The sequence below is a fragment of the Pseudomonas sp. R62 genome (assembly GCF_000257605.1).
Classification (GTDB): domain Bacteria; phylum Pseudomonadota; class Gammaproteobacteria; order Pseudomonadales; family Pseudomonadaceae; genus Aquipseudomonas; species Aquipseudomonas atacamensis.
In genome coordinates this window covers 568559-578147 of sequence record NZ_JH635999.1, presented here as the reverse complement: position 1 = coordinate 578147, position 9589 = coordinate 568559, and the positions used below count along the sequence as shown (strand labels likewise).

Annotated in this window: 7 protein-coding genes and 1 pseudogene; 7 read left to right on the top strand and 1 reads right to left on the bottom strand. The window is 60.2% G+C overall.

What is annotated here, in order from left to right:
• From OQK_RS21005 to OQK_RS20975, 7 genes and pseudogenes are all read left to right on the top strand, one after another.
• A partial coding sequence (locus OQK_RS21005; RefSeq protein WP_016774119.1) for a flavin-containing monooxygenase occupies positions 1-1413 on the top strand: 1413 nt, incomplete at its 5' end.
• A 21-nt stretch (positions 1414-1434) separates the two neighbouring features.
• Positions 1435-2361 (top strand): alpha/beta fold hydrolase, encoded by a 927-nt coding sequence (locus OQK_RS21000; protein ID WP_016774118.1) that lies wholly within the window; start codon positions 1435-1437, stop codon positions 2359-2361.
• Between the two features lie 163 nt (positions 2362-2524).
• A complete protein-coding gene (gene glcD / locus OQK_RS20995; protein WP_016774117.1) occupies positions 2525-4024 on the top strand; it encodes a glycolate oxidase subunit GlcD in 1500 nt (499 codons plus the stop codon).
• Positions 4024-5074, top strand: a pseudogene (gene glcE, locus OQK_RS20990) (glycolate oxidase subunit GlcE). Before glcD ends, glcE begins: the two are co-directional and overlap by 1 nt.
• Positions 5075-5076: 2 nt before the next feature.
• Positions 5077-6297 carry a glycolate oxidase subunit GlcF gene (gene glcF, locus OQK_RS20985; protein WP_016774116.1) on the top strand — a complete coding sequence of 407 codons (1221 nt, stop codon included), beginning with the start codon at positions 5077-5079 and terminating at the stop codon, positions 6295-6297.
• Positions 6298-6384: 87 nt separating this feature from the next.
• The gene (gene hglS / locus OQK_RS20980; RefSeq protein ID WP_016774115.1) at positions 6385-7773 is read left to right on the top strand and encodes a 2-oxoadipate dioxygenase/decarboxylase HglS; all 1389 of its coding nucleotides are present in this window, start codon (positions 6385-6387) and stop codon (positions 7771-7773) included.
• Positions 7774-7995: 222 nt separating this feature from the next.
• On the top strand, positions 7996-8823 hold the full coding sequence (locus OQK_RS20975) for a glycosyltransferase family 2 protein (RefSeq protein WP_016774114.1): 828 nt from the start codon (positions 7996-7998) through the stop codon (positions 8821-8823).
• Between the two features lie 324 nt (positions 8824-9147).
• Here OQK_RS20975 and OQK_RS20970 read toward each other — a convergent pair.
• Positions 9148-9589: hypothetical protein (locus OQK_RS20970; protein WP_038861497.1), on the bottom strand; the 442-nt coding region annotated here is incomplete at its 5' end.

Here is a 9589-nt window from a genome sequence, read left to right as displayed (position 1 = left end):
GGCCAGTGCGCGGCGGTCAACCTGCTCAAGGCCGGGATCGACGATTTTCGCATCCTTGAGCGACGCGACTTCTTCGGCGGCACCTGGTGCCAGAACACCTACCCCGGCGCAGCGGTGGACGTGCCGTCGCCGCTGTATTCGCTGTCATTCGCGCCCTACCGCTGGTCGCAGATGTTCGCCGAACAGGCGGAACTGCGTCGCTACACCGAACAGCTGATCGAGCAGTTCGGTTTACGCGAGCGCGTAGAACTGGGGGCCGATGTCGAGCGCGTCGAGTGGGACGAAGCGGAAAAGCATTGGTTGGTGCACACCCGCGCCAGAGGTATTTTCCGTACCCAATTCCTGATCAATGCTTCCGGGCCGTTGAGTCAGCCGGTCATCCCGCACTTTCCTGGGATGGATCGCTTTCAAGGCAAGACTTTTCACACAAATAATTGGGATCACAGCTACGACTATCGCGGTAAAAGCGTGGCGATCGTCGGCAGCGGGGCCAGCGCAGCCCAAGTGATCCCGGCGATTGCACCCCAGGTCGAACATCTGCATGTGTTCCAACGCACGCCGCATTGGGTGCTGCCGCGTGCCGATCGCAAATTCGGCCGTTTCCAGCGCTGGCTGCTTGGCCTGAAGCCGGCGTACAAGCTGCTGCGCTGGCTGATTTACTGGCAATTCGAAACCCGGGTGATCGCCTTCAAATACTCGAGACCGGCGATTCATCTGGTCCAGCGACATGCGCTGCGGTTCCTCAAGCGCCAGGTTCCAGACCCGCTGCTGCGACAGAAACTCACCCCGGACTTCACCATCGGCTGCAAACGCGTGTTGGTCTCCAGCACGTACTACCCGGCGCTGAGCCGCGCCAACGTCACGTTGCACAGTCGCGAGCACGGCATCGCTTCGATCGACGATAGCGGGATCAACACCGTGGACGGCGAGCATCTCGATGTTGATCTGATCGTCTGGTCCACCGGTTACGACGCCACCGACGGGGTAATTTCCTACCCGGTCAGCGGTAAAAACGCGGTGCAACTCAGAGATGTCTGGGCCGAATACCCGCGCGCCTACCTCGGCACCAGCCTGCCGGACTTCCCCAACCTGTTCATCGTCACCGGGCCGAACACCGGCATTGGCCACACTTCGGCGCTGTTCATCATCGAATCGCAGATGAACTACATCCTCGACTGCATCCGCACCGTACGGGCCAAAGGCGTGCGCAGCATCGAAGTGCGCCGTGACGCAGAACGTACCTACACTGCAATGATCCACCGGGAAATGCAGCGCACGGTGTGGAAGTCCGGCGGTTGCCACAGTTGGTACCAGAGCAAGAGCGGTCATGTGATCGCGATGTTTCCCGGCTTCAGTTTCAGCTATCACCTGCTGACCCGGGCGCTGAAACCGGCCGACCATATTTTGTCCTGAACACGTAAAAGGAAGACGTCGATGCTTTTGCTGTTTGTCGCACTCGCGGTTTTCGTGGCCTGGAGCTGGTTGAGTTACCCGGCGGTCGGCCATTGGTTGTACAACCTGGCCATGGCCAGCGAGGCCAGGTTGTACAAATTGCACAAGATCGAAGTGCCGATCGCCGAGATGACCGTGTCGACCTGGCAAGGCGGGCCGTACGAGGCGTCCAGCGCGATCCTGATGCTGCACGGCTTCAGCGCCGACAAAAACCTCTGGCTGCGCTGCGCCCGGCATTTCGTCCGTCAGTATCGGGTGATCATTCCGGATCTGGCCGGCCACGGTGAGACTGGCTTCAAGGCTGGCGGCGGTTATGACATCGCGGTTCAGGCCAAACGCATGATTCAACTGCTCGATGTCTGCGGCGTGGAGAAAGTCCATGTCATCGGCAATTCCATGGGCGGCTATATCGCCGCGTGGCTGGCGGCGACCTATCCGGAGCGAATCGCCTCGCTGGCATTGATCGACCCGGCCGGCGTCACCGCACCGGAGCCAAGCGACATGGAGCGCCACCTGGCGCGCGGGCACAATCCGTTTCTGATCAATTCCCGCGAAGAATTTCAGCGTTTCTACGCGATGACCATGGAGTCGCCGCCGTGGGTGCCGAAGCTGGTGCTGGACGCCGTCGCCCAGCGCTACGAGCAACAACGTGACGAGCTCGAAGAAATCTTCCGCGACTTCCGCGCCAGCCCGCCGATGGAGCCGAAACTGGCCGAGATCAAATGCCCGGCGCTGTTGCTGTGGGGGCGCAAGGATCGCCTGATCGACGTCAGCAGCGTGCCGGTGTGGAGCAAAGGCATCGCCAATCTCGAAGTGGATGTGTGGGATCACGTCGGGCACATGCCGATGGTCGAACAGCCGGGAAATACCGCGCGGCTGTACGGGGAATTTCTGGAACGACAGCGATGAACATGGATATTCGCAACGCCCCAAGTGGCGCAACTGATCGTTCCCATGCTCTGCGTGGGAATGCCTCAGGGGACGCTCTGCGTCCAGTGACGCAGAGCGTCACGGGCTACATTCCCACGCAAAGCGTGGGAACGATCAGCGGAGACAGAAGGTTGGCGTTCCCATGAACATCCTTTACGACGAACGCCTCGACGGTCAGTTGCCCGAGGTGAACAAGGGCGAATTGCTCAAGGCCCTGCAACAAGCCCTGCCGGACCTGGACATCCTCTGGCGCGAAGATGAACTCAAACCCTACGAATGCGACGGCCTCTCCGCCTACCGCACCACGCCGATGCTGGTGGCCCTGCCCCGTCGAATCGAACAAGTGCAAACCTTGCTGAAACTCTGCTATCAGAACAACGTGCCCGTGGTCGCGCGGGGTGCCGGCACTGGATTGTCCGGCGGCGCCCTGCCACTGGAAAAGGGCCTGTTGCTGGTGATGGCGCGGTTCAACAACATCCTGCACATCGACCCCGCTGCACGTATCGCGCGGGTTCAGCCGGGGGTGCGCAATCTTGCTATCTCCCAGGCGGCGGCCCCATTCGGCCTGTATTACGCACCGGATCCGTCATCGCAGATCGCCTGTTCGATCGGCGGCAACGTCGCGGAAAACGCTGGTGGCGTGCATTGCCTCAAGTACGGCCTGACCGTGCACAACGTGCTGAAAATCGAAGTGCTGACCATCGAGGGCGAACGTCTGACGCTGGGCTCCGAGGCGCTCGATTCAGCCGGTTTCGACCTGCTCGCCTTGTTCACCGGCTCCGAAGGCCTGCTGGGGATCATCACCGAAGTCACGGTGAAGTTATTGCCCAAACCGCAAGTCGCCAAGATCCTGCTCGGCAGTTTCGACTCAGTGGAAAAGGCAGGCCGCGCGGTTGCCGAAATCATCGCAGCAGGGATCATTCCGGGTGGTCTGGAAATGATGGACAACCTCGCCATCCGCGCCGCCGAAGACTTTATCCACGCCGGCTATCCGGTCGACGCCGAGGCGATTCTGCTGTGCGAACTCGACGGCGTCGAAGCCGACGTGCACGACGATTGCCAGCGCGTACGGGAAGTCATGACAGCGGCCGGCGCCACTGAAGTGCGCCAGGCCCAGGACGAAGCCGAGCGCGTGCGTTTCTGGGCCGGGCGCAAAAACGCGTTTCCGGCGATCGGCCGGTTGTCGCCGGATTATTACTGCATGGACGGCACCATCCCGCGCCGCGAATTGCCCGCTGTGCTGCAAGGTATCGCCAGCCTCGGCGAGGAATATGGCTTGCGCGTCGCCAATGTGTTCCATGCCGGCGATGGCAACATGCATCCGCTGATTCTGTTCGACGCCAACCAGCCGGGGGAGCTGCATCGCGCCGAGGCACTGGGCGGCAAGATCCTCGAACTGTGCGTGAAAGTCGGCGGCAGCATCACCGGCGAGCACGGCGTCGGCCGCGAAAAAATCAATCAGATGTGCGCGCAGTTCAACAGCGACGAGTTACTGCTGTTTCATGCGGTGAAAGCCGCGTTCGATCCGCAGGGCCTGCTCAATCCCGGCAAGAACATTCCGACCCTGCACCGCTGCGCCGAATTCGGCGCGATGCACATTCACGCCGGGCAACTGCCCTTCCCCGAGCTGGAGCGATTCTGATGGCTGATTTCGATGCCGCCGCGGCCCTGCTCGACCAGGTCAACGCCGCGCGGGCCAATGCCACGCCGCTGAAGATTCAGGGCGGCAACAGCAAGGCCTTTCTCGGCCGCGAGGTGGCCGGCGAAGTGCTCGACACCCGCGCCCATCGCGGCATCGTTCAGTACGACCCGACCGAACCTGGTGGTCACGGTGCGCGCCGGCACGCTGTCGTCCGAGCTGCTCGCGGCGCTGGATGACGCCGGGCAAATGTTGCCCTGCGAACCGCCATCCTTTGCCGACAGCGCCACGGTCGGCGGCATGGTCGCCACGGGACTGTCCGGACCTCGCCGGCCGTGGTCCGGCTCGGTACGCGACTTCGTTCTCGGCACGCGGGTGATCACAGGCCTCGGTCAGCATCTGCGCTTCGGTGGCGAAGTGATGAAAAACGTCGCCGGTTATGACCTGTCGCGGCTGATGGCCGGCAGTTTTGGTTGCCTCGGCGTGCTCACCGAAGTGTCGCTGAAAGTCCTGCCGAAACCACGCCAGTGTCTGAGCATTCGCCTTGACCTCGATTGTGTCCGCGCCTTGAGCAAACTCGCCGAATGGGGCCAGCAACCGCTGCCGATCAGCGCCGCGTGCCACGATGGCCGGAGCCTGTACCTGCGCCTGGAAGGTGGCGAAGGTTCGGTGACGGCGGCGCATCAACGCCTCGGCGGCGAGCCGCTGGATTCGGTTTTCTGGCGCGACCTCAACGAACAGCGCCTGAGTTTTTTCGACGAAGGTTTGCCGCTGTGGCGCCTGTCATTGCCGAACAACCTCGGCCCGCTCGAGCTGCCCGGCGAGCAACTGATCGATTGGGCCGGTGCGCAACGCTGGGTGAAATCCGAAAGCCCTGAGATTCACGCACTCGCCCATTCCTTAGGCGGCCATGCAACGTGCTTTACCCACGGCGCCACGGATTCGCCGTTCCAACCCTTGGCCCCGACCCTGCTGCGCTACCACCGGCAACTCAAGGCGCAACTCGACCCGCAAGGGCTGTTCAACCCCGGACGAATGTACGCGGAGGTCTAGCCATGCAAACCACCCTCAGCGAGCAATCGCGGCAATTGCCCCGCGCTGCCGAAGCGGAAAAGATCCTGCGCACCTGCGTGCATTGCGGCTTTTGCAACGCGACATGCCCGACGTATCAATTGCTCGGCGATGAGCTCGATGGGCCGCGCGGGCGCATTTACCTGATCAAGCAAGTGCTGGAAGGCGCACCGGCCACCAAGCAGACGCAACTGCATCTGGATCGTTGCCTGTCGTGCCGCAACTGCGAAACCACCTGCCCGTCCGGCGTCGATTATCACAACCTGCTCGACATCGGCCGTGCGGTGGTCGACAGCGCGGTGCCGCGCCCGGCCGCCCAGCGCTTGCTGCGCGAAGGCTTGCGCGCGTTGGCGCCGAATCCGGCTGTGTTCAAAGGCTTGCTGCGCATGGGCGCGACCTTTCGGCCTCTGCTGCCGCGCCTGCTGGAAAGCAAACTGCCGCAGCGCTTGGGTGTTATGGGGTCGCGCCCTGCTCCTCGGCATGCGCGCCGGGTGTTGTTGCTCGAAGGTTGCGTGCAACCGGGTCTGTCGCCGAATACCAATGACGCAACGGCGCGGGTGCTTGATCGTTTGGGCATCAGCGTCACTCCGGTGAGCGAGGCCGGTTGCTGCGGCGCTCTCGACTATCACCTCGACGCTCAGGGCAAAGGTCTCGACCGCGCTCGGCAGAACATCGACGCCTGGTGGCCGCATCTGCAGAACGGCGCCGAAGCCATCGTGCAGACGGCCAGCGGTTGCGGCGCGTTCATCAAAGATTACGGGCATTTGCTTGCGGACGATCCGGTCTATGCCGACAAGGCTCGGCAGATCAGCGAAATGACTCGGGATCTGGTGCAAGTCATCGCGCAGGAACCGCTGGAGCAAGTATGCGCCGCCAGCGAACGACGCATCGCCGTGCATTGCCCGTGCACTTTGCAGCACGCACTGAAACTCGGCGGCGCGGTGGAAGCAATGCTGACCCGACTCGGCTTCAACCTCACGCCAGTGCCCGACGGCCATTTGTGCTGCGGCTCGGCGGGCACCTACTCGCTGACCCAACCGGTGCTGGCGCGGCAACTGCGCGATCAGCGCCTCAACGCCCTGGAAAGCGGCCGGCCTGAGTTGATCGTCACTTCCAACGTGGGCTGTCAGAGCCATCTGGCCAGCGCCGGGCGCACGCCGGTCAGGCACTGGATCGAACTGGTGGATCAGTCGTTGGCAGAATGAAGTTCGTAGGATTCTTCGTTTGCCCGCCTGGGCGAAGGCTGCGATCTTTTCCGGCATCCATTTCGTCACCGTGGCAGGAATTTTTTCATGACCGTGCAGCCGTTCGTCAGCCCCGACCTGATCCGCCAACGCTTCTCCCGAGCGATGTCCGACATGTACCGCGAAGAGGTGCCGCTGTACGGCGCGCTGATGGAACTGGTGGAGAAAACCAATCGCGAACTGCTGGCACGTCAGCCTGAGATTGCCGGACAGCTCAAGCGCACCGGCGAAATCGAGCGGCTGGACATGGAACGCCACGGCGCCATTCGCGTCGGCACCGCGAGCGAACTGGCCACCCTCGCCCGCCTGTTCGCGGTGATGGGCATGCAACCGGTGGGTTATTACGACCTGACCCCGGCCGGTGTGCCGGTGCATTCAACGGCGTTTCGCGCGGTGCATGAAGAAGCGCTGCAGGTCAGCCCGTTTCGCGTGTTCACCTCGTTGCTGCGCTTGGAGCTGATTGAAGATCCTGAATTGCGTTCGTTTGCCGAGTCGGTACTGGCCCGTCGTTCGATTTTTACTGAAGAGGCGTTGCGCCTGATTGAACAGGCGGAAACGGCAGGCGGACTGAATGAAGCGGAGGCCGTGGAATTCGTCCGACAGGCACTGGAGACTTTTCGCTGGCACCACAGCGCCACCGTCAGCGCCGCGCAATACCAGAAACTCAGCGCCCAGCACCGCTTGATCGCCGATGTCGTTGCGTTCAAAGGCCCGCACATCAACCACCTGACCCCTCGCACGCTGGACATCGACACCGTGCAGGAGCAGATGCCTGCCCATGGCATCACACCCAAAGCGGTGATTGAAGGCCCACCGCGCCGCGACTGCCCGATCCTGCTGCGCCAGACCAGCTTCAAAGCGCTGGACGAGCCGATCGCCTTCACCGATCAGCCCGAAACCCGTGGCAGCCACAGCGCGCGTTTCGGCGAAATCGAACAACGCGGCGCCGCCCTCACGCCCAAGGGCCGAGCGCTGTATGACCGCTTGTTGAATGCCGCTCGCGATGAACTGGGCGACTTCCCCAATGAAGCCAATGCCGCACGCTACGACGCGCTGATGACGCAGCACTTTGCCGAATTTCCTGACAGCATCGAGGGCATGCGCGAACAGGGGTTGGCGTACTTTCGTTATTTCGCTACGGAAAAGGGCTTGGCCGCTGAAGGACTTGGTGAGTCGTCCCTGGAGGACTTGCTGCGCGATGGCTACGTGAAAGCGGAGCCGCTGGTGTACGAAGATTTCCTGCCGGTGAGCGCAGCGGGGATTTTTCAGTCGAACCTGGGGGATGCCGCACAGGCGCATTACGCCGAACACTCCAATCGACATGCTTTCGAACAGGCGCTGGGGCGTTCGACCATCGATGAGTTGGGGTTGTATGCCGAGACGCAACGGCGGTCGATTGAGGAATGTGCCGAGGTGCTGCGGATCAAATTCACCTGAATTTTGCACCGCTCCCACAGGTTTTGCGGATGGACCGCAGTTCAGGACGAGCGACAAAACCAAATGGTCGCTGCATCTATTGGAAAACAATGTCGGATCTGAATTATCCCGCTTGTTTTCAAAAACCAATCAGATCGGCAAATTAAGCTTCACCTAAGCTTCCCCCGCTAGCATCCCGGCTCATCAACCTGTCGTCTTGAGCCGTGGATGAGTCCCTCCGACATGAAAGCCTTTGATCTACCTACCCGACCGCATCCCAACTTCAGTCTTGTTCTGGTCAATTACAAAACCCCGGACATCACCCGCATGTGTCTGGAACTGTTGCGCGAGCATGTTCAGGCGCAGGGCGTTGCAGTGTGGGTGGTGGACAACGATTCGGCGGATGCCAGCCTCGATTATTTGCGTTCGCTGGACTGGATAAATCTGATCGAGCGGCCGTCGCCGGGCAAGGAAATGGGGCATATTGCCCATGGCAAGGCGTTGGATCTGGCCTTGGCGAAAGTTGAGACCGATTACTTGTTTCTGCTGCACACCGACACCTTTGTCTACGACATGGAAGTGTTTGCGATGATGATGCGCGAATGCACGAAAAATGCGGACATGGCGGCGGTGGGTTGTGTTGAGCAACTTGATCGTGGGTTACTGCGTGATACCTGGCGTTTAACTTCGCGGTTCTGCAAACATCATGTTCGTCGGCTCAAAGTTCATCTTGGCCTGCGTTCGAAGCCGCCACGCCCGTATAAAGAAACCCATTTGAAAAGTTTCTGCACGCTGTGGAATGCGCGGCTGATGAAGTCGCTGGGTTTGCACTTCTGTATGGATGAGGAGGTGCCTGGTTACACGCTTCAGGATCGAATGGTCGGGTTGGGCTATGGCATCAGGTTCCTCTCGCCGCGGAAGATTTTCCGCTATCTGGATCACATCCAGGCCGGCACCGTCGCGGCGGCGGGCACGTATGGCAAGGATCATCGCCGGACAAAAATGTACCAGCAGACCCTCAAACGCTTGCAGGGGCAGCACGGCAAAGCCGGCATGCAAGCTTCGACTTGATCGAAAACAATAAAAAAAGGGCGACTAAAAAGTCGCCCTTTTTGTTTGCAGATTCTGTATACAACTTTTGCAAGTAATGGAGTTCGCCCAGTGTAATGGCCTGGCAATCCATGCACCGGTAAAGAGCCCTGACACTGGGCGAACGCCGAGGATTTTAATTCAAACAAGTGGGCATGTCGTCATGGGCAAACATGAAATTTTTGAACTGAAAAGTTAAAAACTGTGTTTTACCGATTTTCCCCGAGAATTGTCTTACAAAAAACTTTATATGATTGCTCTCATACATAAAGTTGTACAAGAGCAATAAACTTGTAGAGCTAATACTCAACTATCGTGCTGACTGGTCACTTTCAAGATATCGGTATAAGTGACAATAACGCTCTGCCCTACTTTCAGATCCTTCAACTTGGCCTGAATCTCCGGCTTCTTCACATCGAGCGTCTTCGATTGTCCGGATGGATTTTGGAGGGTGACCTGATTGGTCTTCAAATCGATTTTGCTGATTTTCAGCTGCACCTGAACCTGACGATAAGCCTCGCCACCAGGGTTATCGCTGCCCGGGGCCTTGCGCAGTTCGCCGGTACGTTCGGTGGTGCCTGGCAGACCTTTATCCACATCCGTATCGAGATAAGCGGCGACAGATCGCTGCACCTCGATCGTCACCGAATCGCCAACTTTAAGTTTGGCGAGGTTTTTCGCTTTGTCGCTGAGCTGAACGTGGACCTGACGTCCCTCGGGGCCTTCCAGCACGACCTGGTGATTGGCC